The organism is Streptomyces sp. NPDC045967, assembly GCF_056430495.1.
This window is the reverse complement of record NZ_JBWKLE010000002.1, coordinates 253,670-275,966: the sequence shown is the minus strand read 5'-3', so window position 1 is coordinate 275,966 and position 22,297 is coordinate 253,670. Positions and strand designations below refer to the sequence as shown.

Below are 22,297 nucleotides of genomic sequence, written 5' to 3'. Positions count from 1 at the left end.
CCATGGCCTTCGTCCTCGCCAACTCCTTGCGTTTCCACGTCCAGCGGCTTCCGGTGACCGCGGAAGCCGCCCGCCCCGACCGGCCCGTGGTGGTCTTCCTGCACGGCCTGGCCGTCGACAACCTGTCCTCCTTCTACTGCCCGCTGGCGGTGCCGGCGGCCCGGGCCGGGCACGAGGCCGTCCTGTACGACCTGCGCGGCCACGGCCGTTCGGAGCGGCCGCCCGACGGCTACGACAGCCGCACCGCCGTACGGGACCTGTTCGAGCTGCTCGGCGCGCTCGGCCTGGGCGGCCGGCCGGTGCACCTGGTCGGCAACAGCTACGGGGGCACCCTGGCGCTGCACGCGGCGCTGGCCCGGCCCGGTCCCGTCACGGGGCTGACCCTCTTGGAGCCACCGCTGAGCGGGGCCTGGGTGGAGAACATGGTGGATACGCTGTCGGCCGCCGCGCTCGGCCTGGAGGACAGTCCGGTCCCCGCCTCCTTACGCTCTCTGCGGCTGCGCAAGGCCGCGAACCTCACGGCCATCGCCGACGACCTGCTCAACCGCACGTCCCTGATCGACGACATGGCGGCGGGCCGCACCTTCACCCCGGCCGACTACGCCCGGCTGCGCTGCCCGGCCCTGATCGTGTGCGGTGAGCACTCCGAACTCCTGCCGGGCGCACGGGAACTGGCCCGGCACGCACCCCGCGGCGAGCTGCGCGTCCTGCCGGGGCTGGGGCACGACGTGCTCAAGGAGACCACCGGGGCACTGCGGGAGGCCGTCCTGGCCCATCTCGACGCCTCGGCGGCCGACCCGTCGGCACGCGGCGCACGGAGGTCGCGCGGAACACGGGCGGGAGCGCTGGTCCGATGAGGGTGCTGTTCACCGTTCCGCCGCTGGCGGGGCACGTCAATCCGACGGTGGCCGTGGGGGCCGAACTGGCCGCCCGGGGACACGAGATCGCCTGGGCCGGGCCTTCCGCGGCGCTGTCCCGGCTGCTGCCCGCCCGCGCCCGCGTCCTGCCGTCCGGCGAGGATGCGGACGGTTACACGGCGCTGCACGCACGCTGGCGCGATCTGCGCGGGGTCGCCGCGCTGCGGTTCCTGTGGGAGGAGGCCCTGGTGCCGCTCGCGCGGGCCATGGAGCCGGGCGTGGCCGACGCCGTCCGCTCCTTCGAGCCCGACGTGCTGGTCGCCGACCAGCAGGCCCTGGCCGGGCCGCTGGTCGCCGAACGGCTCGGGATCCCCTGGGCGACCTCCGCCAGCACTTCGGCGGAACTCACGCGGCCGTTCGCGGACTTCCCGAAGGTCGGGGAGTGGGTGGCCCAGCGGATCAGCGGGTTGGTCGCCGAGTACGGACCGGTGCCCGCCGACTGGGACCCGCGGTTCTCCGACCGGCTCGTGCTGGTCTTCTCCACCCCCGAACTCGTCGGCCCCGGTACGAGGTTCCCGGCGCACTTCGCCTTCGTCGGCCCGGCCTTCGGGGCGCGCCCGGCCGCTCCCGGTTTCCCCTGGCAGCGGCTCGATCCGGCGCGCCGGCGCGTGCTGGTGTCCCTGGGCACCCTGAACCAGGAGGCCGGCGGCCGGTTCTACCGGGCGGTGCTCGGGGCCGCCGAACACCTCGCCGAGGACGTCCAGTTGATGCTGGCGGCGCCCGCCGCGCTGGTCGGGCCGGCACCCGATCACCTGCTGGTGCAGGAACGCGTGCCGCAGCTGGAACTGCTGCCCCATCTGGACGCGGTGGTCTGCCACGGCGGCCACAACACCGTCTGCGAGGCCCTCGCGTTCGGGCTTCCGCTGGTGGTCGCGCCGATCCGCGACGACCAGCCGATCGTGGCCCGGCAGGTCGTGGACGCCGGGGCCGGGGTGCGGCTGCGCTTCGGCCGGACCCGGGCCGAGGAACTGCGCGACGCCCTCACTGCCGTGCTGGACGAGCCCGGCCACCGCCGGTCCGCCCGGCGCATCCAGTCCTCATTCGCCGCGGCGGGCGGAGCCGCCGCCGCGGCCGACCGGTTGGAGAAGCTGCGATGACGCCCCTCCCGATCCCCCGGGTCCCCTGGACCTCGGCGGCGCTGCTGGCCGCGCTCGGCGCCGGCACCTTCCGGGCCGGCCGCAGGCTGCGGGCGGTGCCGGTGCTGCCGGCCGCCCCGCTCACGACGACCGGTGTGCCGCGCGCCGCCGGGTGGCGGCTGCTCACCGCCCGGGGGGTCGAGGCGGACGCGGCGACCTTCCTTTCCGCCTGCGCGCACGCCGAGCGGGAGGGCCTGCGGGTCCTGGACCTGCTGCCGGCGGACCTGGCCGCCGAGCGGGCGCTGGGGCTGCTGCGCCTGGTCGATCCCGTCCGCTACCCCCGGGACCGGCTCGGTGAGGGACGCGGCGCCGGGTTCGCCGTATTGGCCGCCGAGGAGGTGCTCGCGCGGGCCGGGGTCGATCCGGACGGGTCGCTCCCCGGGCAGGCCGAACTCCTCGCGCTCACCCGCCGCCTGAAGGAGTACGCCGCCGGGGCCACGGGCCTGGCCGTCGCCCCCGCGCTGAGCTGCGGGCCGCGGGCCGGGGCGGCGGGACCCGAGCGCGCCGCCGAACTGCGGGCGCAGGGGCTGCCGCCCGGGGCACTGGCCGCGGCACAGGTCGCCGGGCTGGCCCTGCTGGCCGGCGCCGCCGTACGCCAGGGCCGGTGGGGGGCCGCCGCGGCCGGACTGTACTGGCTCCAGCCGTACCTGGTGCTCGGCGGTCCGCGCTCCCCGCTGCGCCCCGCCGATCTGGCCCGGGCCACCGCCGCCCGGCCGGTGCGGTCCTTCGGTGCGGCCCTGCGTACGGCCGCGGCGGCCCGCCGGGGCCGGGGCGGGGAGCCCGCCGGCGGCCGGGCCGCCGCCTACCGGGCCGACCTGGCCGGGGGGACCGGCCGCTTCTTCGAGCCGCGCCGCGCGGACTGCCCCTGGTGCGGGAGCGGGCGGCTCACCGTCCGGGTCCGGATGCCCGACCTGCTCCAGGGCAAGCCCGGCCGGTTCACGCTGGAGCGCTGCGCGGACTGCCGGCACGTCTTCCAGAACCCGCGGCTGAGCCCCGAGGGCCTGGAGTTCTACTACCGGGACTTCTACGACGGGCAGGGAGGCGAGGGTGCGGGCACGGTCTTCGGGCGGCTCGGCCCCGCCTACCGGGCGCGCGCCGAGATGCTCCGTGCGCACGTGGGCGGCGCCGGACCGGATTCCTGGCTCGACGTGGGGACCGGGCACGGGCACTTCTGCAACGCCGCGCGCGAGGTCTGGCCGCAGACCCGGTTCGACGGCCTGGACATGGGCGACGGGGTCGTCGAAGCCGAGCGGCGCGGCTGGGTGGAGTGCGGGTACCAGGGCCAGTTCCCGGACTTCGCCGCGAAGCTGGCGGGCCGGTACGAGGTGGTCAGCATGTACCACTACCTGGAGCACACCCGGGACCCGCTGGCCGAGTTGGACACGGCGGCCGCCGTCCTCGCCCCCGGCGGATACCTGACCGTCGAGGTGCCCGACCCCGAGTCGCGCATGGCCGACCTCCTGGGCCGGGCGTGGCTGCCGTGGTTCCAGCCGCAGCACCAGCACCTGGTCCCGGCCGGGAACCTGCGCGAGGCGCTGGCCGAGCGGGGATTCTCCGTGCTGGTCGAGGAGCACGGGGCCGCCCACCAGGGCAACGACTTCTTCGGCGCGGTGGCCCTGACCGCAGCGGGCCTCGCCCCGGACCCGGACCGGCCGTGGGGTCCCCCGGCCACGCCCCGCGCCCGGGCGTTCGCGGGCGTCGTACGGGCGGCGGCCCTGCCGTGCTTCGCGGGCGCGGCCGTCCTGGACGCCGTGCGGTCGGCGGCCGCCCGCATCACGGACGGCGGCAACGCCTACCGCATCCTGGCCCGCAAGGACACCCCGTGACCGGCCGTGACCTCCGCCCCGTTCCCCTCCCTGACGCGGGCGCGGACGCGGGCAGGGGCACGGCCAGGGAGGCGGACCGGGACCCGGACCGGGACCGGGACCGGGAGCGGGACCAAGACCGGGACCGGGACCCGGACCGGGACCGGAACCAGGACCAGGACCGAGACCCGGACACGAACGCCGACCCCGCCCGTCCCGGTACGTCCCGCACCCTCCCCGCCGTCCCCGCCGGAGGCGACCTGGCCCGGCGGGCCACCGCCGACCCGCTCTTCCGGCTCGTCGCCTACGCACTCCAGATCGCACACGGCCGGCCGCCCACCGCCGTCTGGAGCGCCCCGTACGCCTTCCACCTCGTGTCGCCCGGACTGGTCGCGGCGGCCGGCTGGCCGACGGCCGCCGCCGCGGCCCCCCGCACCGACGGCCTGGTACGGCTCAGTTCGCTGGGGCATCCGGCGGACAGCTGCGACCTGCCGCTGACCCTGTCCGGGCCGCCGCCCGCCGCCCCCGCCTGGGCGGTCCGGCCGTACGCGGTGCTACGGGCGCTGGCCCGGGCCGGTTACGGCCGCGGCGGGACGGACCTGCACGTGCAGGGCTCCCTCACCGCGGCGGCCGGGCTGGCCACGGCGGAGCCCGCCGACTGCGCGGTGGCCCTGGCGGTGGCCGACGCCCACACCGGGGCGGGCGAACCGCCGGACCGCGCGCTCCTGGCCCGGCTGCTGTCCGACGCGCTGCCGGACGGGGACGGCTCGCTGCGCCGGGCGGTGCTCTTCGCCCGGCCGGGCCGGGCCCTGCTGCCGGGGGAAGGGCACCGGCGGCGGCTTCGGTACGCGCCCTTCGACCCGGCGGCCTCCGGGGCGCGGCTGGTGCTGGTCGCCGTGCGCGGCGAGGCCGCGGACCGGCCGGCGGAGCTGGCGCGGGCCGTGTCCTGTGCGCGCCGGGCCGGGGCCCTGAGCGCGTGGCCGCCCGGACCCGAGCCGGGGCGCAGCGCGCTGGTGCTGCTGCCGCAGGCGCGGCTGGCGGCGGTGCGGGCGGCCGTCGCGGAGGACTTCCGGGCCCGGCAGCGGCCCGTGCCGCGCTTCCTGAACATCGCCGTGGCCGGCGCGGCCCGGCGTGAGGAATGACGGCCGGCCGGCCGCCCTGACCGCCCCCCACCCCACCGCCACCCCCCGCCGACACCAAGGAGGATCCCCATGCCCATCCCCTCACCCCGAGCCGACGCGAGACGCCGGGCCCGGTGGTCCGCGCTCGTGGCCGGGCTCGGCACGCTCGGCCTGCTGGGCGCCTTCACCATCGCCAACTCCCAGGCCGCCGAAACCCGTTCCGCACCCGCGGCGTCGACCGCGACCGCACTGCCCTCCTACGACCACGTGGTGGTCGTGGTGTACGAGAACAAGCAGTACGGGGAGATCATCGGCAGCGCGAACGCCCCGTACATCAACCAGTTGGCGAACGGCGGCGCCAGCCTGACCGGCATGAAGGCACTGACCCACCCGAGCCAGCCCAACTACTTCAACCTCTTCTCCGGTGCCACCCAGGGCATCACCGGCGACGGCTGCTACACGCCGCAGTCGATGACCGCGCCGAACCTCGGCCAGGAGCTGATCGCGGCCGGCAAGACCTTCGCGACCTACAACGAGGACCTGCCGAGCGAGGGGTCGACGGTCTGCACGAACGGGCAGTACGCGCAGAAGCACAACCCCTGGTTCGCCTTCAAGAACGTACCGCTGAGCACCGGCAAGACCTGGGCGCAGTTCCCGCAGAACAACTTCGCGGCGCTGCCGCACCTGTCGTTCGTCGTGCCGAACCAGTGCAACGACATGCACTCCTGCTCGGTGGGCACGGGCGACACCTGGACGAAGAACAACATCGACGCGTACGCGCAGTGGGCGAAGGCCAACAACAGCCTGCTGGTGCTGACCTGGGACGAGGACAACTACCTGGGGTCGAACCAGATCGCCACCGTGTTCCACGGCGCGCACGTGAAGACGGGCAGGTACGCGACCGCCGTCAACCACCACCACCTGCTGCGGACCTTCGAGGACCTGTTCGGTACGACGCACGCGGGCAACGCGGCCAACGTCCAGCCGATCACCGAGGTCTTCGACGGCTCGACACCCACCCCGACGCCCACCCCGACCTCGCCCACTCCGACGCCCACGCCCACCCCCACACCCACGCCGACCTCCGGTGACCTGAAGCTCACTCCTCCGGGGCCGCAGACCTGCAAGTTCAACCAGTCCTGCACGATCCAGCTCAGCGCCACCGGCGGCAGGCCCCCGGTGCGTTACGGGGCCACCGGCCTGCCCTGGGGGCTGAGCGTCGACCCCGGCACCGGCCGGATCAGCGGCAAGCCGTGGGCGGCCGGCACCCTCCAGATCACCGCCACGGCCACCGACTCCGCGGGGACGACCGTCACCGCCGGGTTCCCGCTCACCGTCAACTGGTTCTAGTCGCCGTCAGGGAGGCACCCGTGTACCTGTCGACCAGCCGGGCGGCGGACATGGCCGGGGACACCCCGGCCCGGAGCGGCCCCCTCGGGGCCGTCCCCGGCACGGTGTTCGCGCTCGGTCTGGTCAGTCTGATCACGGACGTCTCCGCCGAGATGGTCACGGCCGTCCTGCCGCTGTACCTGGTGGCCGGGCTCGGCATGTCACCGCTCGCCTTCGGCGCCCTGGACGGGCTCCACCAGGGCGCCACGGCGCTGCTGCGCCTGGCGGGCGGCCGGATCTCGGACCGCACCCACCGGCGCAAACTCGTGGCGGGCTTCGGCTACGCCCTGTCCGCCGGGTGCAAGGCTGCCCTGCTCGCGGTCACCACCCCCTGGTCGGTGGCCGCGGTGCTCGCCGCCGACCGGACCGGCAAGGGCCTGCGCACCGCTCCCCGCGACGCGCTGATCTCGCTGTCCTGCCCGCCGCAGGACCAGGGCCGGGCGTTCGGGGTGCACCGCGCCCTGGACACGGCGGGCGCGCTGCTGGGACCGCTGGCGGCCTTCGGAGTGCTGTGGGTGGTGGCGGACGGGTACGCGGCCGTGTTCACGGTGAGCTGCTGCATCGCGGTACTGGGGGTGGTGGTGCTGGTCCTGTTCGTACGGGAGGCGCCCGCGCCCGCCGCCCGGGCGCCGCTGCCGGCGCTGCGCACGCTCGTACGCGTCCCGGGGCTGCCGCGGCTGTGCTCGACCGCCGCCGTACTCGGCCTGTTCACGGTCGGCGACGCCTTCCTCTACCTGCTGCTCCAGCGCCGCCTCGATCTGCCGGCCGTTTACTTCCCGCTGCTGCCGGTGGGTACGGCGGCGGTGTTCCTGCTGGCGGCGCTGCCCGTCGGCCGGGCCGCCGACCGGCTGGGCCGGCGCCGGGTCTTCCTCGGCGGGCACGTGGCTCTGCTCGGCGCCTGCCTGCTGCTGCTTGCCCCGCTGCCGGCGGGGCCGCCGCTGGTCCTCGGGGTGCTCGGGCTGCTCGGCCTGTTCTACGCGGCCACGGACGGGGTGCTGATGGCGGCGGCCGGTCCGCTGCTCCCGGCGGGCGTGCGCACCACCGGCCTCGCGGTGCTCCAGACGGCCCAGGCCCTGGCCCGGTTCGCCGGATCCCTGCTGTTCGGCGCGGTCTGGACGCTGTGGGGGCCCGGCCCGGCGCTCGCTGCGGCGGCCGGCGGGCTGCTGCTGGCCCTGGCGGCGGTCGCCGTGTTCGGCGGGCGGGAGCGGGGCGGGCCGTCGTAGGGTCGGGCGCATGGCTGAAGCACAGCGCACACTCGAAGGCAGGGTCGCCCTGGTGGCCGGGGGGACGCGGGGCGCCGGCCGGGGCATCGCGGTGCAACTGGGCGCGCGGGGCGCGACCGTGTACGTGTCGGGCCGCAGCTCCCGCGGCGGACGTTCGGAGTACGACCGGCCGGAGACGGTCGAGGAGACGGCCGAGCTGGTGACGGCGGCGGGCGGCGGCGGCATCGCGGTGGTCGCCGACCACCTGGTGCGGGATGAGGTCCGCGCCCTGGTGGGGCGGATCGACGACGAGCAGGGACGCCTCGACGTCCTGGTCAACGACATCTGGGGCGGGGAGACGCTCTTCGAGTGGGACAGCACGGTCTGGGAGCACGACCTGGACAAGGGCCTGCGCCTGCTGCGCCTCGCGGTGGAGACCCATGCCGTCACCAGCCACTTCGCGCTGCCGCTGCTGCTGCGCCGGCCGGGCGGGCTGGTGGTGGAGATGACGGACGGCACCGCCGAGTACAACGCGTCCCGCTACCGGGTGTCGTTCTTCTACGACCTCGCCAAGTCCTCCGTGCTGCGCATGGCGTTCGCGCTGGGGCACGAGCTCGGGCCGCGCGGGGCCACGGCGGTGGCGCTGACCCCGGGGTGGATGCGCTCGGAGATGATGCTGGAGCACTTCGGGGTGACGGAGGGGAACTGGCGGGACGCGCTGGACAAGGTCCCGCACTTCGCCATCTCGGAGACGCCCTCGTACGTGGGCCGGGCGGTCGCGGCGCTCGCAGCGGACCCGGAGCGGGCGCGCTGGAACGGGCAGTCGCTGTCCAGCGGGCAGCTCGCCGGGGTCTACGGCTTCACCGACCTCGACGGCAGCCGCCCGGACTGCTGGCGGTACATGGTCGAAGTCCAGGACCCGGGCCGCCCCGCGAACACCTCGGGCTACCGCTAGGCCCTGTCGTCGAAGTCCCGCCTGGCCCGCGCCACTTCGACGACAGGACCTAGTGCTGTGAGGGCCTGGATTCGATCAGTCGGGCCAGGCCGTCCAGGACGCAGCGCAGGCCGAAGGCCCAGACCGCGTCCGGGTCGTAGCCGCCGACCGCGCTGCCGACCCGGGCGGCGAGCGGGTAGCGCGCCGGGTCCATGGCCTGCCGCAGCAGCGGGGCGCTGACGGCCCACCACGCGTCGTCGCTCTGCCGGCCGCCGCGTTCGGCGGCCTCGGCGGCGGCGGGCGCCCCGGCGTGCACGAAGCCGAGGAGATGGGTCAGGGCGGCGTCCATCTCGGGGTCGGTGAGGCCGATCCCGTCGAAGGCGGCGAGTTCGTACTCGTACTTGGCGATCACCCCGGGGCCCAGCGGCGGCCGGGTGCCGGACAGGTCGGCGATCCACGGGTGGCGGGCGAGCAGGGCCCGGTTGTCCTCGGCGACGCGGGTCACGCGCACCTGCCAGGGCTCCGGCCCTTCCCCGGCGTCCGCCGCGTCCGCCGCGGGCCGGGCGCGGTCCATGGTCCGGTAGGCGTCGTCCAGCATCAGGTCGAGGAGCTCGGCCTTGCCGGGCACGTACGTGTAGAGGGTCATCGGTGTCACCCCGAGGCGCTGGGCGAGCGCCCGCATGGTGAGGGCGGCCAGCCCCTGCTCGTCGGCGAGGGTGATCGCGGCGCGGACCACGGTGTCCACGCTGAGCCCCTGCCGCGGGCCTCGCCGGCCCGCGGCGGCCTCCCGGCCCGGCCCGCGCCACAGCAGCTCGAGCGTCCGGGCGGGGTCCCCCGCGCCGCTGCGGTCCCTCGCCAGGTCAACCCTCCCCGCTTCCGCAGAAACGCTCTACGCCGTATTCCGTACACGGTACAAAATATGCCGGGCCGCCCCCGTGCCTCGCGGTAAATCTCACCCCGGCGGGCGGGCCGGCCCGCCGCGGCGGGTCACAGCTCGAGGTCCCCGCCCGCGAGCGGTGCGAAGTGCCGCTCCACGTCCGCGCCGGTCACGTCCGCCAGCGCTGGCGGCGACCAGCGCGGGCGGCGGTCCTTGTCGATGACCTGGGCGCGGATGCCCTCCACCAGGTCGGGCGAGGACAGGGCGTTGCACGAGACCCGGAACTCCTGGACCAGCGCCTCCTCCAGCGAGCCGAGGGCGGCGGCCCGGCGCACGGCCGCGAGGGTGACCTTCAGCGCGGTCGGGGACTTGGCGAGGACGGTCTCGGCGGCCTCCTTGGCGGCCGGCTCCCCCTGGGCGAGCAGCCGCTCGACGATTTCCTCGACGCCGTCCGCCGCGTGGCAGTGGTCGATCCAGGCCCGGTGGGCGGCGAGTTCACCGGGCGGGGGCGCGGCCGCGTAGCGCGGCAGCACCTCGTGGACGGGAGCCTGGGCGAGGGCCGCGGTCAGCTCCGGCAGCCGCGCGGCGGGGACGAAGTGGTCGGCGAGTCCGCACAGCAGGGCGTCCGCCGCGCCGACGGCCGCGCCGGTGAGGGCGAGATGGGTGCCGAGCCGGCCGGGCGCGCGGCCGAGCAGCCAGGTCCCGCCGACGTCGGGCACGAAGCCGATGCCGGTCTCGGGCATGGCGACGCGGGAGCGCTCGGTGACGATGCGGACGCCGCCGTGGGCCGAGACGCCGACCCCGCCGCCCATGACGATGCCGTCCATGAGGGCGACGTAGGGCTTGGGGTAGCGGGCGATGCGGGCGTTGAGGCGGTACTCGTCGCGCCAGAACTCCGCGGAGGCGGCCGTGCCGGCCTTGGCGTCGTCGTGGATGGCCCGGATGTCGCCGCCCGCGCACAGGCCGCGCTCACCGGCGCCGCGGATGAGGACCTGCTGGACGGCCGGGTCCCGCTCCCAGTCCGCCAGGGCCTCGGCCATGCGCACCACCATGGGGTGGGTGAGCGCGTTGAGGGCCTTGGGGCGGTTGAGGGTGATCACGGCGGTCCGGCCCTCGACGGCGAACAGGACGGTGTCGTCTTCGGTCTTCACACCGGCCAGTATGTCCGGTCACCCCTTCGGCCCGGACAGCCGGACCCGGTGGCCCGGCCGCGCCCGGACGGCGTGGGAGCAACGGCTGCGCCCTGGTGTTGTGGAGGACGCCACCACGGAGATCATCGCGGCTCCGGACGGCTGATGCCGGCGGGTGCGGCCACCTCCAGCCATACGCACTTGCCGTCGGGCCGGGGCCGTGAACCCCAGCTGCGGGCCAGCCGGTTCATGATCACCAGCCCGTGCCCGCCGGGCTGTCCCGGCCTGCCCCCCGGCCGGGGCCGCACGGGAACCGGCGGCGCGGGGTTGCCGTCGGTCACCTCGATGCGCAGCCGCTCCTCGTCGCAGTCCAGCAGCAGCGCGTTCGGCCCGCCGCCGTGCAGACAGGCGTTGGCCACCACCTCGGACACCAGCAGCAGGACGTCGTCGGCCGCGTCGCGCGCCTCCTGGGTCGCGGCCGGGAGCCAGCGCCATGCGGCCAGGGCCCGGCGCGCGAAGTCGCGGCTGCGCGTCACGACGTCGGTGGCCCCGTCCAGTACCAGGTACCAGGTCCGGTCGGGTGACCCCCGCAGTTCCATGACGCTCCGACTCCCTAGTGTCGACGTTCCGTAGCCGTGCCGTGTGCAGTGCCGTGCCCGGCCACCGGTCGTGCGGTGGTGCTAGGCCGGCGGACCCTCCGTCCCGCTCAGCGCGTGCGCCACATCGGCGTGGACGGGGAAGATCCCGTCGGCGCCCGTGATCCGGAACATCCGGGCGACGGAGCCCTGCAGCCCGGCCAGCTCCACGCTGCCGCCGGCCTCCAGGGCCGTGAGTCTGCCGTGCAGCAGCACGTTCAGGCCCGTGGAGTCGCAGAACCCCAGGTCCGCCACATTCACGAGCAGCCGTCCGCCGCGGGCGGCCGCCGTGTCGAGGGCGTCACGCAGGGGCTGGGCCGTGTCATGGTCCAGCTCCCCCGCCAGCTCGATGACGACGGCTCCGTTCACGTGCTGGACCGCGACCGTGAAGCGCGCGTCGTCCGCTTCCGGAACCATCCCTCATCACCCTTCCGTTCCGTTCATGCGCCTTCCCAGAAGCCGCGCGGATACGCCTCCGGCCCGGCCGCTGCCGTACCGGGCCGGCCGCCGGCCGCGTTCCATCCCGCGCCCTCCGGGTGCGGGATGCCCCGCCGGGGTGTATGCCAGCGGCGTACGCCGGCCCCGGCGGACACGGCGGCGCGGGACCCCGCCCCCGGTGGCCCGGCCACCCGGGGCCGCCCGCGCCCTGCCCGAACTCGGGCGGCGCGGCCATCAGTTCCCGGAGCTTCTTCACCACCCCTGGATACCCGCACGCGGAAGGGCGCGAACCGGCATGCCCCGGGCAGGACCGCGCACCGGCCCCCGAAAACGGTTCGAGGCCGTATCGGATCACTCCGATACGGCCTCTGACCTGCATACTCGCAAGTCGGGACGACAGGATTTGAACCTGCGACCCCTTGACCCCCAGTCAAGTGCGCTACCAAGCTGCGCCACGTCCCGTTGTGCCTGCGACCTGGGGTTTCCCCCTCCTCGGCGGCACATGCAGAACATTACCCCACGGGGAGGGGTGTTCATGCACCGGTAATCGGCGGGGGTGAGGATGAGGGGGTGAACGCACGGGATCGGGAACCGGAACGAATTCGGGACAGGGACGACGAGGGGCGGGCGCGCAGTGCGCGGCCCCGGGACGGGCTGGGACGGCCGCTGCCGTACGGGGCGGCCGGGGTGGAGCGGCAGCCCGAGGGCGTGGTGCGCTCGCCGGGGGAGACGGTCGCGGAGGCGCAGCGGCTGCTGGACGCCGGGATGCCCTTCCACGCGCACGAGGTGTTCGAGGACGCCTGGAAGTCCGGGCCGGAGGCGGCGGCTCCCCTGTGGCGCGGGCTCGCGCAGCTCGCGGTGGGGCTCACCCACGCCGCGCGCGGGAACGCGGTGGGCGGGGCGCGGCTGCTGCTGCGCGGAGCCGGTGCCCTCGCCGGGCAGGAGGCCGCCTACGGGATCGACGTGGCGGGTCTGGTCGGATGGGCCAGGGCGCTGGCCGGCCGGGTGGCGGCCGGGGAGCCCGTCGACGCGGTGGCCGAGGCCCCCGCGCTCGCGGGCCGTCCGGGCGCCCCGAAGCGGACGGGCGCCCCGAACCGGCCGGGCCCCGCCTGACCGACGCGCCGGCCGGCCGGTGGCCGCCCGACCGATGGGCGGGCCAGGCGGGAGACTTCGACGGCAGGGCCTAGGCGGGCTGCAGCAGGTCCCAGCGGTTTCCGTACAGGTCCTCGAAGACGGCGACGGAGCCGTACGCCTCGTGGCGCGGCTCCTCGAGGAAGCGGACGCCCTCGGCGGTCATCCGGGCGTGGTCGCGGGCGAAGTCGTCGGTGTACAGGAAGAACCCGACGCGGCCGCCGGTCTGGTCCCCGACCCGGGAGCGCTGCGCCTCGCCCTCGGCGCGGGCCAGCAGCAGGGCGGCCCCCTGCGCGCCGGGCGGGCGGACCACGACCCAGCGCGCGCCCCCGGGGAGGGCGGTGTCCTCGGCGAGGTCGAAGCCGAGCGCGCGGGTGTAGAACTCGATGGCCGCGTCGTAGTCGTGGACCAGGAGGGCGGTGAGGGCGATGTGGGAGGGCATGCGCTCATTGTGCGCCGAGGAGGACCACGTCCAGGATGCGGGGGCCGTGCACACCCTCCACCCGGTCCAGTTCGATGTCGCTGGTGGCGGAGGGGCCGGAGATCCAGGTCAGGGGGCGCAGCGGATCGAGGCGTTCCAGCGCCTGCGGTACGGAGTCCACCACCTGGTCCGGCACGCGGACCACGCAGATGTGGTGGTCGGGGATCAGGGTGATGCGCCGCCGGCCCTGGTCGGGGCCGCCGTCGAGGACGATCGTGCCGGTCTCGGCGACGGCCAGGGCGCAGCCGGTCACGACGCTGTCCACGCGGTCCAGGTCGGCCGGGGTGGACGCGGCCAGGTCGGGGACACGGGTCGCGTCCGCCGCCGCGAGCCAGTGCACGGGCAGGGCGGACGGGACCAGGACGGTGCGGGATCCGCGCGCGGCGAGCAGCCGCGTCAGCAGCGGCGGGAGTCCGTCCTCGTCCGTGCGGTGGACCCCGGCCCGGTACTCGGCGAGGTGGGCGGCGAGCAGGTCGGCGCGCTCGGCGGGCGTGCGGGCGCCGTGGACGCGCAGGTAGTCGCGCGGGACCGGCGGCTCCGGCCCCCGGTCCCCCACCGCCCGCCGGACGCGGGCCAGGATGCGGTCCCTGCTGCTCATCGGGAAGCCTCCCGTTCCCGGGCCCACCAGTCGCGGAAGGGCTCCGCGGGCAGGGCGGGCAGTTCGCGGCTGTCGGTCCAGGCGCGCCCCGGTCCGGGCAGCCGCCGCGGGCGCAGCCGGCGGGCCCGGGCCAGCAGGCGTTCGCCCGCGCGGAGCGCGCCCGGGTGGTCCAGCAGGATCCGGGCGGCCCGCATCGCGGCGCGTTCCGCGGTGTGGCCGTGCGCCGGACGGATCGTGACGCGGACGCCGTCGCGGGTGACGGGGCCGCCCTGCGCCACCCGTTCGCGCAGGTGGAGCAGGACCTCGGGGATGTCGATGGCGACGGGGCAGACCTCGTAGCAGGCGCCGCACAGGGTGGAGGCGAACGGCAGCGAGGCGTCGATCCCGCTGCCGGTGCCGCGCAGTTGGGGGCTGAGGATGGCGCCGATGGGGCCCGGGTAGACGGAGCCGTAGGCGTGGCCGCCGGCGCGTTCGTAGACGGGGCACACGTTGAGGCAGGCGGAGCAGCGGATGCAGCGCAGGGCCTGGCGGCCCACTTCGTCGGCGAGGGTGTCGGTGCGGCCGTTGTCGAGGAGGACGAGGTGGAAGGCGGCGGGTCCGTCGCCGTCCGTGGTGCCGGTCCACATGGTGGTGTACGGGTTCATCCGCTCGGCCGTCGAGGAGCGGGGCAGTGTCTGGAGGAAGATCTCCAGGTCCCGGAAGGTCGGGACGACCTTCTCCACGCCGACGACCGAGATGAGGGTCTCGGGCAGGGTCAGGCACATCCGGCCGTTGCCCTCGGATTCCAGGACGACCATGGTGCCGGTCTCGGCGACCATGAAGTTGGCCCCCGACACGGCGACTTCGGCCCGCAGGAACTTCTCCCGCAGGTGCAGGCGGGCGGCCTCGGCGAGTTCGCGCGGGTCGTCACCGAGCCCGTCGGGCGCGGGCCGTCCCCAACGGCCCATCTGCGTGCGGAATACCTCGCGGATCTCGGCCCGGTTGCGGTGGATCGCCGGGACCAGGATGTGCGAGGGCCGGTCGCGCCCGAGCTGCACGATGAGCTCGGCGAGGTCGGTCTCGTACGCGGCGATCCCCGCGGCTTCGAGCGCCTCGTTGAGGCCGATCTCCTGAGTGGCCATGGACTTGACCTTGACGACCTCCCGCGCGCCGGTGGCGAGCACCAGGTCGGTGACGATCCGGTTGGCCTCCGCGGCGTCGGCCGCCCAGTGCACGGTGCCCCCGGCGGCGGTCACGGCGGCCTCCAGCTGGAGGAGGTAGCGGTCGAGGTGGCGCAGCGTGTGGTCCTTGACCGCCTTGCCCGCGGCGCGCAGCCGGTCCCAGTCCGCCAGCTCGGTGACGGCGCGGGCCCGCCGGTCGCGGATGGTGTGGGTGGCGCGGCGGAGGTTGGCGCGCAGCACGTCGTCCCGCACGGCCTCGCGGGCCGCTTGGGGAAACGCGGGGAAGCCGAGGAAGGTGCCGCTCATGGCAGGGGTTCCTCCTCGGTGGCGGCCAGGATCTCGGCGAGGTGCAGGGTGCGCAGCGGCGCTGCGGCGCGGCGCAGCAGCCCGTCGAGGTGGGCCAGGCAGGAGTTGTCGGCGCCGCACAGCACCCGCGCGCCGGTGGCGGCGGCGCTCTCGCACTTGTCGGCGCCCATCGCGGCGGACACGTCCGGGTTCTTGACCGCGAAGGTCCCGCCGAAGCCGCAGCACTCCTCGGCTCCGGGCAGTTCGACCAGTTCCAGGCCCCTGACGGCCGTCAGCAGCCTGCGCGGACGGTCCCCCAGCCCGAGTGCGCGCAGGCCGTGGCAGGAGGGGTGGTAGGTGACGGTGTGGGGGAAGTACGCGCCGACGTCGGTCACGCCGAGCACGTCGACGAGGAACTCGGTCAGCTCGTGGACGCGCGGCGCCAGGTCCGCCGCGAGCGCGGCCAGCTCGCCGCCGCGTCCCTCCGCCGCCGCCCGCCGGCCGATCCGCGGGTAGTGCTCGCGGATCATCGCGGCGCAGGAACCGGAGGGGGTGACCACGTACCGGTGCCCGGCGAAGGCTTCGGCGGTGCGCCGCAGCAGCGGTTCGGCCTCGCGGCGGTAGCCCGTGTTGTACTGCGGCTGCCCGCAGCAGGTCTGGGTCGCGGGGAAGTCCACGGTGACGCCGAGCCGCTCCAGGAGCCGTACGACGGCGATGCCCGTGCGCGGGTACAGCGCGTCGTTGACGCAGGTGACGAACAGGGCGGCGCGCATGACGGGCAGAATAGCGGCGTGAAGAAGTTCTCAGTGATCGGCATAGGCGCGGGCGACCCGGACCATCTGACCCTCCAGGCGGTCAGGGCGATCGGCGCGGCGGACGCATTCCTCATCCTGGAGAAGGGCGAGGAGAAGGCGGACCTGACCGGGCTGCGGCGCGCGATGCTCGAGGAGCACGCGCGTCCCGGGCACCGGCTGGTGGAGGGGCGCGACCCGGACCGGGACCGGACGCCCGCGGACTACGCCCCGACGGTGGACGGCTGGCGCAGCGCGCGGGCCGAGATCTTCGAGCGGTTCATCGCGGAGGATCTGGCGGAGGGTGAGACCGGGGCGTTCCTGGTGTGGGGCGACCCCTCGCTCTACGACTCCACGCTCGCGATCCTCGACGAGGTGCTGGAGCGGGGCCGGGTGGCCTTCGAGCACGAGGTGGTCCCGGGCATCAGCAGTGTCTCGGCGCTGCTGGCGCGGCACCGGACCAACCTGAACCGGGTGGGGCGGCCGGTCCAGATCACCACCGGCCGCCGGCTGGCCGAGGGCTGGCCCGAGGACGTGGACGACGTGGTGGTGATGCTGGACGCGCGGCACGCCTTCACCGCCCATCTGGACCAGGAGCTGTTCATCTACTGGGGGGCCTACGTCGGCACCCCGGACGAGATCCTGGTCGCGGGGAAGCTCTCGGAGGTCGCCGGGCGGATCGAGGAGCTGCGCACGGAGGCGCGGGCCCGCAAGGGCTGGATCATGGACACCTACCTGCTCCGGCGCGGCTGAGCCGCCTCACCCCGCGAGGAAGGCGGGCAGGGCGGCGGCGAGGCGTTCGTACTCTTCGGGGCGGTTGTAGACCTGCCCGCACACGCGCAGGCCGCCGCCGCCCGGCCGGGGCCAGACCAGGACCCGGATACGGAGCTTCGCCGCGAGTTCCTCGCGCAGCGCGGCGGCGGCCTCCGGGGTCTCGGCGAGGCCGGCCGGCAGCAGGACGGAGCGCAGCGGAAGGCCCGGGGTGTGCGGGAGGGCGGTGAACCCGGGGAGCCGGGCGAGCAGCTCCGCTCCGTAGCCGGCGAGCGCGCTGTTGTGGGCCCGCACCCGTTCGGCGTCCAGGCGTTCGAGCAGGTCGAGGCCCTCGGGGGCGGCCAGCCAGCCCGTGTAGTCGGTGGTGGCCCGGAACTCGACCGAGCGGGGGAAGCCGCGGTGGTCCTCCCAGGAGGGCACCAGGGCCCTGATCCGGGCGCGGTGGGCCGGGGCCACGGCGAGCAGGGCGCTGCCGGAGGGGGCGTAACCCCACTTGTGCAGGTTCCCGAACCAGAAGTCGGCGCCGTCGGCGATCGGCCGGGCCAGGGTGCCGGGCGTGTGGGCGCCGTCGACGACGGTGGTGATCCCGCGTGCGGCGAGGTCCGCGAGGAGCCGCGGGCCCGCGATGACGCGGGCGGTGGGCGAGCTGACGTGGTCGAGCAGGGCCACTTTGGTGCGAGGGGTGAGCGCCGCGAGGACGGCCTCGCGCACGGCGTCCTCGTCGGGCAGGTGCGGGTCGAGGGCCACGGTGGTGACGGGCGCGCGCCGGGCGGCCGCCGCGGTCACCGTGCCGTAGCCGTGGTCGGTGACCAGGATCTCGTCGCCGTCGGAGAGCTCGATGGCGGCGAGCGCGAGGTTGGCGCCCTCGGTGGCGTTGGAGATGAAGGCGATCCCCTCGGGGTCGGCGCCCAGGCGGGCCGCGATCCGGCCGCGGGCCCCGTCGAGCCGCTCGGCGACCCCGCTGAAGAAGGCGTCGGGGTCGGCGTGTGCCTCGGCGCGCAACGCCTCCTGGGCTTCGCGGACCGGGGTGGGGACCGCGCCGTACGAGCCGTGGTTGAGGTGGGAGACCGCCGGGTCCAGGCGGAAGAGGGAGCTGCCGCCGGGGAAGGGGGTCGGGGTGCTGGGCTCGGACACGGTGCCTCCGGAGGGCGGGTGACGGTGCGGGGGGCTGGTCCGGATGGTGCAGGGCGCGGCCCCCGGTCGGACAAGGCCAATCCCGACAGGGTGGCCTGCCCGGCGACGCCGTCAGGCCGCGGGCCGCCTTCGCCGCGCCGTCCTACCGCCCGCTGGTGGCCCCGTAGTACTGGAGGTCCTGGACCTCCACCGTACGGTCCACCGCGTACGGCAGCCGCACCTCCGCGCCGGGCCGGCCGCCGCGGACCACCGCCGCGGAGGCCGCGCCCGGTTTCAGCGGCAGCAGTTCGGCGTGCACCCCGGCGGGCGCTTCGTGGGTGCTCTGCGCGGATCCGACCGTCGTACGGACCGATCCGGGTCCGGCGAGGAAGCTGAGCACCTCGACTGTGTCCCGGGGCGGGGCGGTGCCCTTGCGCGGGGCCATCAGCAGCGACTGACCGCCCGTCGGGTCGGCGGACGCGAACTGGGTGCGGGCGGTGAGGTACAGGGTGTCGCGGACGATCTCCGGCCAGCTGCCGGTCTTGAACCGGGTGAGGTAGTAGGAGGACAGGTCCAGGTAGGTGTGGCCGTTGTGGAGGGAGGGCGCGAACTGGGTGCCCTCCGAGTAGTCGTTCCAAGTGGTGAGCTGGACCCAGTCGGCCCCGTCCTCGATGGCGTGCGTCCAGGTGGAGCGCAGGGTCGCGGTGTTGCCGGCCTCGTCGTAGACGCCCTGGTTGGGGCGCGCGTCCTGGACCGAGACGGGCTGCATCCAGATCTTGCCCAGGGCGTGGGCCTTGCGCACGTCGCGGGTGTTGCCCTCCTGGCCGACGTAGCTGCGGCTGCCCCATTCGGAGAAGCCGTGGCTGAGGGGGGCGAACGCTTCGTGGTGGGCGGCGAAGTCGAGGAAGAGCGGGACGAACGCGGTCCGGACGCCGTGCTCGGAGCGCAGGACCTCCAGGACCCGGCTCCACCACGCGGCGCTCTTCTCCTCCGCCTTGAAGGGGGAGACGACGAGCCGGCCGTCGGGGAGGCGGTGGGCGGCGGGCGCGTCGCCGAGGGTGGCGATGGCTCCGGCGAGTACGCGCGGATCGTCGGTCTTCAGCGAGGTCATGTCGGGCATCAGCATGATCTTGAAGGCCGGGTCGACCGAACGGGCCGCCGCCATCAGCAGGTTGCAGCGGTCCCAGTTGCGGCCGGAGAAGGAGAGCATGTCGAGGGTGAATCCATCGATGCCGGCCGCGCGGGCCGTGCGCACCTCCTGCTGGAGGTTGGCGTACTCCCAGTCGCCCTGGCGGGGGGCGGCGGGCAGCGGCCGGTCGCGCAGCAACCCGCCGTACCTGCCGTGCTTGCCGCTCTCGCCGTCCGGGTTCAGGTAGTGGCGGGTGTAGTAGTCGCCGTCCGCCGGCGCGTTGTCCAAGGAGAGCGGGTACGGGGTGAAGTAGTGGGCGAAGACCAGCTTGCGGCCCGCCGCGCCGGAGCGCAGCGCGGCGGGTGCGGGCATGTCGAACGGCAGGGCGCCGGCCGGGCGGCCCGCCGCGGTGTCCGAGGCGCCTGCGGTGCCGTCCTCCGCGGCCGCGCCCGTGGGTGCGGGGCTCGCCCCGGGCGTCGCGGCGGCCGGTGCGGACTCGCCGGGCGTCGCGGTGGCGCCCTCGCCGGCCGGCCACGGAACGCCGATCTGCGGGGCCGAACCGCCGTGCGCCGAGGGGGCGTCGAAGGGGTCCCAGGCGATGCCGGTGGCCGCGCACACCCCGAGGAGGAGGAAGCCGGACAGCAGCAGGGCCAGCAGCGGCCTGCGGCCGCGGAACCCCCTCCGGCGCCGGTGCGACACCGGCCGGTCCGTCCGCTCCGGCCGCCGCCCTGCCCGCCGGTCCGTGTCCATCCTGGCCCCTCCCGCGCACCCGCCCCGCGTTCGGGGGCTGCACAGCAGTAGAGCCCATGTGCGCCGTCCGGACAACCGTTCCGTACGGCGGGCGGCCCCACCTGCGGGGCGGCAGGCGCCTGTCGGAGGCATCCGGCGCACCCCCGGCCCGCACGGCGTGCCGGACACCGGTCCGCCCGGGCCGGACACGGGTCCGCCCCGGCCGGGCACGGAGCCGGCCGGGGCGGAGCACGTCACGCGGGGACCACCGCCGTCAGGCGAGCAGCGCCAGCGCCTTGTTGAGGGTCTCGGACGGGCGCATGACCGCCGATGCCTTGGCGGCGTCCGGCTGGTAGTAGCCGCCGATGTCCGCCGGGGAGCCCTGCACCGCGATGAGCTCGGAGACGATGGTCCGCTCCTGCTCGGCGAGGGTCTTGGCGAGCGGCTCGAAGGCCGCCGCCAGCTTCGGGTCGTCGATCTGCCGGGACAGCTCCTGCGCCCAGTACAGGGCGAGGTAGAAGTGGCTGCCGCGGTTGTCGATGCCGCCCAGCTTGCGGCTCGGCGACTTGTCCTCGTTGAGGAAGGTGCCGGTCGCGCGGTCCAGGGTGTCGGCCAGCACCTGGGCACGGGCGTTGCCGGTGGTGGTGGCGAGGTGCTCGAAGGAGACGGCCAGCGCGAGGAACTCGCCGAGCGAGTCCCAGCGCAGGTAGTTCTCCTTGACCAGCTGCTGCACGTGCTTGGGGGCCGAGCCGCCGGCGCCCGTCTCGAAGAGGCCGCCGCCGTTCATCAGCGGGACCACCGACAGCATCTTGGCGCTGGTGCCCAGCTCCAGGATCGGGAAGAGGTCGGTCAGGTAGTCGCGCAGCACGTTGCCGGTGACCGAGATGGTGTCCTCGCCGCGGCGGATGCGCTCCAGGGAGAAGGCGGTGGCCTCCACCGGGGACAGGATCTTGATCTCCAGGCCCTCGGTGTCGTGGTCGGCCAGGTACGTCTTCACCTTGGCGATGAGCTGCGCGTCGTGCGCGCGGTCCTCGTCCAGCCAGAAGACGGCCGGGACGCCGGTGGCGCGGGCGCGGGTGACGGCGAGCTTGACCCAGTCCTGGATCGGCGCGTCCTTGGTCTGGCAGGCGCGGAAGATGTCGCCGGCGGCGACCTCCTGCTCCAGGACCGCGGTGCCCTCGGCGTCGACGACGCGGACGGTGCCCGCGGTGGCGATCTCGAAGGTCTTGTCGTGGCTGCCGTACTCCTCGGCCTTCTGGGCCATGAGGCCGACGTTCGGCACCGAGCCCATGGTGGAGGGGTCGAAGGCGCCGTTGGCGCGGCAGTCGTCGAGGACGACCTGGTAGACGCCGGCGTAGCTGCTGTCCGGCAGGACCGCGAGGGTGTCGGCCTCGTTGCCGTCCGGGCCCCACATGTGGCCGGAGGTGCGGATCATGGCCGGCATCGAGGCGTCGACGATGACGTCGGACGGGACGTGCAGGTTGGTGATGCCCTTGTCCGAGTCCACCATCGCGAGGGCCGGGCCCTCGGCGATCTCGGCGTCGATCGACGCCTTGATCGCGTCGCCGTCGGGCAGGGCGCCCAGGCCGTTCAGGATGGCGCCGAGGCCGTCGTTGGGCGACAGGCCGGCGGCGGCGAGGGCGGCGCCGTAGCGGGCGAAGGTCTTGGGCAGGAAGGCGCGGACCACGTGGCCGAAGATGATCGGGTCGGAGACCTTCATCATCGTGGCCTTGAGGTGCACGGAGAACAGGACGCCCTCGGCCTTGGCGCGCTCGATCTGGTCGTTGAGGAAGGTGCGCAGCGCGTCGACGTGCAGGACGGAGGCGTCCACGACCTCGCCGGCCAGGACCGGTACGGACTCCCGCAGGACGGTGGTGGCGCCGTCGGCGTCGACGTGCTCGATGCGCAGGGTGCCGGCCTCGGCGATCACCGCGGACTTCTCCGTGGAGCGGAAGTCGCTGCGCCCCATGGTGGCGACGTTGGTCTTGGAGTCGGAGCTCCAGGCACCCATGCGGTGGGGGTGGGCCTTGGCGTAGTTCTTGACCGAGGCGGGGGCGCGGCGGTCGGAGTTGCCCTCGCGCAGGACCGGGTTGACGGCGCTGCCCTTGACCTTGTCGTAGCGGGCGCGGATCTCCCGCTCCTCGTCGGTCTTGGGGTCGTCCGGGTAGTCCGGGAGGGCGTAGCCCTGACCCTGGAGCTCGGCGACCGCGGCCTTGAGCTGCGGGATCGAAGCCGAGATGTTGGGAAGCTTGATGATGTTGGCTTCGGGGGTCTTCGCCAGCTCGCCGAGCTCGGCGAGGGCGTCGGCGATCCGCTGGCTCTCCTCGAGGTGCTCGGGGAAGCTGGCGATGATCCGACCGGCCAGGGAGATGTCACGGGTCTCGACATTCACACCGGCCGTCGACGCGTACGCCTGGATCACAGGCAGGAACGAATACGTCGCGAGGGCCGGGGCCTCGTCAGTGTGCGTGTAGATGATGGTCGAGTCAGTCACCGGATGCTCCGCTCCACAGTCTGCGTCTCTC

The 22,297-nt window shown here is 75.0% G+C and carries 20 protein-coding genes and 1 tRNA gene; 9 read left to right on the top strand and 12 right to left on the bottom strand.

From position 1 onward, the window contains the following. Positions 1 to 2: 2 nt before the first annotated feature. From AC07FY_RS05030 to AC07FY_RS05000, 7 genes are all read left to right on the top strand, one after another. Positions 3 to 857: an alpha/beta fold hydrolase gene (locus AC07FY_RS05030; protein ID WP_479000524.1), complete on the top strand. Its 855-nt coding sequence runs from the start codon at positions 3 to 5 to the stop codon at positions 855 to 857. After that, complete coding sequence (locus tag AC07FY_RS05025) at positions 854 to 2,014, top strand: glycosyltransferase (RefSeq protein WP_479000521.1); 1,161 nt, start codon at positions 854 to 856, stop codon at positions 2,012 to 2,014. The genes AC07FY_RS05030 and AC07FY_RS05025 overlap by 4 nt, the downstream gene beginning before the upstream one ends. Then, the gene (locus AC07FY_RS05020) at positions 2,011 to 3,879 is read left to right on the top strand and encodes a methyltransferase domain-containing protein (protein ID WP_479000518.1); all 1,869 of its coding nucleotides are present in this window, start codon (positions 2,011 to 2,013) and stop codon (positions 3,877 to 3,879) included. The genes AC07FY_RS05025 and AC07FY_RS05020 overlap by 4 nt, the downstream gene beginning before the upstream one ends. Beyond that, positions 3,876 to 5,000 carry a galactokinase gene (locus AC07FY_RS05015; protein WP_479000515.1) on the top strand — a complete coding sequence of 375 codons (1,125 nt, stop codon included), beginning with the start codon at positions 3,876 to 3,878 and terminating at the stop codon, positions 4,998 to 5,000. The genes AC07FY_RS05020 and AC07FY_RS05015 overlap by 4 nt, the downstream gene beginning before the upstream one ends. A gap of 69 nt (positions 5,001 to 5,069) precedes the next feature. Next, positions 5,070 to 6,329, top strand: coding sequence for an alkaline phosphatase family protein (locus tag AC07FY_RS05010; protein ID WP_479000513.1), 1,260 nt, complete (start codon positions 5,070 to 5,072; stop codon positions 6,327 to 6,329). 20 nt (positions 6,330 to 6,349) lie between these two features. Next, a complete protein-coding gene (locus tag AC07FY_RS05005; protein ID WP_479000510.1) occupies positions 6,350 to 7,591 on the top strand; it encodes an MFS transporter in 1,242 nt (413 codons plus the stop codon). A gap of 10 nt (positions 7,592 to 7,601) precedes the next feature. Next, positions 7,602 to 8,525: an SDR family oxidoreductase gene (locus AC07FY_RS05000; protein ID WP_479000507.1), complete on the top strand. Its 924-nt coding sequence runs from the start codon at positions 7,602 to 7,604 to the stop codon at positions 8,523 to 8,525. A gap of 49 nt (positions 8,526 to 8,574) precedes the next feature. Here AC07FY_RS05000 and AC07FY_RS04995 read toward each other — a convergent pair whose 3' ends face one another. The 5 genes from AC07FY_RS04995 to AC07FY_RS04975 all read right to left on the bottom strand — a co-directional run bounded on the left by AC07FY_RS04995 (position 8,575) and on the right by AC07FY_RS04975 (position 12,046). Next, positions 8,575 to 9,363, bottom strand: coding sequence for a TetR/AcrR family transcriptional regulator (locus AC07FY_RS04995; RefSeq protein ID WP_479001563.1), 789 nt, complete (start codon positions 9,361 to 9,363; stop codon positions 8,575 to 8,577). 128 nt (positions 9,364 to 9,491) lie between these two features. Next, positions 9,492 to 10,532 (bottom strand): enoyl-CoA hydratase/isomerase family protein, encoded by a 1,041-nt coding sequence (locus tag AC07FY_RS04990; protein ID WP_479000504.1) that lies wholly within the window; start codon positions 10,530 to 10,532, stop codon positions 9,492 to 9,494. Between the two features lie 122 nt (positions 10,533 to 10,654). After that, positions 10,655 to 11,110, bottom strand: coding sequence for an ATP-binding protein (locus AC07FY_RS04985; RefSeq protein ID WP_479000501.1), 456 nt, complete (start codon positions 11,108 to 11,110; stop codon positions 10,655 to 10,657). Positions 11,111 to 11,191: 81 nt separating this feature from the next. After that, positions 11,192 to 11,563 (bottom strand): STAS domain-containing protein, encoded by a 372-nt coding sequence (locus AC07FY_RS04980; RefSeq protein WP_479000498.1) that lies wholly within the window; start codon positions 11,561 to 11,563, stop codon positions 11,192 to 11,194. A gap of 409 nt (positions 11,564 to 11,972) precedes the next feature. Then, positions 11,973 to 12,046: transfer RNA gene (locus AC07FY_RS04975), tRNA-Pro, on the bottom strand. A gap of 108 nt (positions 12,047 to 12,154) precedes the next feature. Here AC07FY_RS04975 and AC07FY_RS04970 point away from each other — a divergent pair. Then, positions 12,155 to 12,697, top strand: coding sequence for a DUF309 domain-containing protein (locus AC07FY_RS04970; protein ID WP_479000496.1), 543 nt, complete (start codon positions 12,155 to 12,157; stop codon positions 12,695 to 12,697). 70 nt (positions 12,698 to 12,767) lie between these two features. Here the strand turns inward: AC07FY_RS04970 and AC07FY_RS04965 are convergent, their stop codons facing one another. From AC07FY_RS04965 to AC07FY_RS04950, 4 genes are read right to left on the bottom strand one after another with little or no spacing between them, the layout of a single operon-like run. Next, positions 12,768 to 13,157, bottom strand: coding sequence for a VOC family protein (locus AC07FY_RS04965; RefSeq protein WP_479000493.1), 390 nt, complete (start codon positions 13,155 to 13,157; stop codon positions 12,768 to 12,770). Between the two features lie 4 nt (positions 13,158 to 13,161). Further along, positions 13,162 to 13,794 carry a LutC/YkgG family protein gene (locus AC07FY_RS04960; protein WP_479000491.1) on the bottom strand — a complete coding sequence of 211 codons (633 nt, stop codon included), beginning with the start codon at positions 13,792 to 13,794 and terminating at the stop codon, positions 13,162 to 13,164. Next, on the bottom strand, positions 13,791 to 15,260 hold the full coding sequence (locus AC07FY_RS04955; RefSeq protein ID WP_479000488.1) for a lactate utilization protein B: 1,470 nt from the start codon (positions 15,258 to 15,260) through the stop codon (positions 13,791 to 13,793). The genes AC07FY_RS04960 and AC07FY_RS04955 overlap by 4 nt, the downstream gene beginning before the upstream one ends. Then, positions 15,257 to 16,012 (bottom strand): (Fe-S)-binding protein, encoded by a 756-nt coding sequence (locus AC07FY_RS04950; RefSeq protein WP_479000485.1) that lies wholly within the window; start codon positions 16,010 to 16,012, stop codon positions 15,257 to 15,259. The genes AC07FY_RS04955 and AC07FY_RS04950 overlap by 4 nt, the downstream gene beginning before the upstream one ends. 18 nt (positions 16,013 to 16,030) lie before the next feature. Here AC07FY_RS04950 and cobF point away from each other — a divergent pair, with 18 nt between their 5' ends. Continuing rightward, positions 16,031 to 16,783 (top strand): precorrin-6A synthase (deacetylating), encoded by a 753-nt coding sequence (cobF, locus tag AC07FY_RS04945; RefSeq protein ID WP_479000482.1) that lies wholly within the window; start codon positions 16,031 to 16,033, stop codon positions 16,781 to 16,783. 6 nt (positions 16,784 to 16,789) lie between these two features. On the opposite strand, the gene AC07FY_RS04940 is transcribed toward cobF, so the two are convergent. The 3 genes from AC07FY_RS04940 to AC07FY_RS04930 all read right to left on the bottom strand — a co-directional run bounded on the left by AC07FY_RS04940 (position 16,790) and on the right by AC07FY_RS04930 (position 22,266). Further along, positions 16,790 to 17,935 carry an aminotransferase class V-fold PLP-dependent enzyme gene (locus AC07FY_RS04940; protein WP_479000480.1) on the bottom strand — a complete coding sequence of 382 codons (1,146 nt, stop codon included), beginning with the start codon at positions 17,933 to 17,935 and terminating at the stop codon, positions 16,790 to 16,792. 142 nt (positions 17,936 to 18,077) lie between these two features. Then, complete coding sequence (locus AC07FY_RS04935; RefSeq protein WP_479000477.1) at positions 18,078 to 19,793, bottom strand: glycoside hydrolase family 71 protein; 1,716 nt, start codon at positions 19,791 to 19,793, stop codon at positions 18,078 to 18,080. A 253-nt stretch (positions 19,794 to 20,046) separates the two neighbouring features. Further along, positions 20,047 to 22,266 (bottom strand): NADP-dependent isocitrate dehydrogenase, encoded by a 2,220-nt coding sequence (locus AC07FY_RS04930; RefSeq protein WP_479000475.1) that lies wholly within the window; start codon positions 22,264 to 22,266, stop codon positions 20,047 to 20,049. Between the last annotated feature and the right edge of the window lie 31 nt (positions 22,267 to 22,297).